Here is a 752-nt window from a genome sequence, read left to right as displayed (position 1 = left end):
TTCGGTGGCCATCAGTTGATTCCCAGTAGTTGTCGTGCTCGTTGAGGATCGCGGCTTAGTGTCAGCCAGAAGTTTTCCTGCCCAGCCTTACTCCAGGCGCCATCGACGATCCGTTGCGGATCGTCATAGACGTGGAGGTTCACGCTGTTTTTCAGGGTGGTTCCGAGGTTTTTCGCAGGCTCTTGTAGGCGCGAAGCAGCCAGGCCCGGAGCAGGCATTGCGGGTGCGGGAATGCTGGCTATGCCGCCCGTCGCGTGCCGCACAGCGCCGGACCAGTCATGTAGCGCCGCCCAACCACGCTTGTTGATGTCCAGGAGCAGCGGGGTCATGCCCGGCTGGGTTGCGGCCGCGGCCCTGATGACGACTTCCTGATTCGAAAGCCAGGCTGGGATGCTGTCGCTTGTTGGAGTCCCGGGGCCGCGGACCTGGCCGCCCTCGGCGAACCCGAACATGCTTGTGATCGAGGACCACCACCCGCTACCACCGGCAGCCGCACCTGCCGCACCTGCCGCACCGGCACCACTGGCAGCGGCACCAGCACCTGCGAGCCCATTCGCGGCCGCAAGACTGGCTGCTGCTCCCTGAATGGCAGCCGCACCAGCCACCAGAGTTCCGCCTGCGGTGGAAAGCGCTCCTGCGGCGGAGGTGACAGCAGCAGCTCCCGTCACCATGCTGGTGTCCTTTTCACCCTGACCAAACAGGCTCATGAGCCCAGCAGTGGCCTTCTGGGCCAGCTGCTGCGCGGCAACGTC

Annotated in this window: 1 pseudogene; it reads right to left on the bottom strand. The window is 64.9% G+C overall.

Features of this window, described 5'->3' with window-relative positions:
- Positions 1-11: 11 nt before the first annotated feature.
- A pseudogene (locus HMPREF2924_RS35940) lies at positions 12-752 on the bottom strand (tail length tape measure protein); the annotation flags it as partial.

This window comes from Pseudomonas sp. HMSC063H08, assembly GCF_001813645.1.
Classification (GTDB): Bacteria; Pseudomonadota; Gammaproteobacteria; order Pseudomonadales; family Pseudomonadaceae; genus Pseudomonas; species Pseudomonas aeruginosa.
The sequence above is the reverse complement of the archived record's forward strand: the minus strand, read 5'-3'. Positions and strand labels throughout refer to the sequence as shown.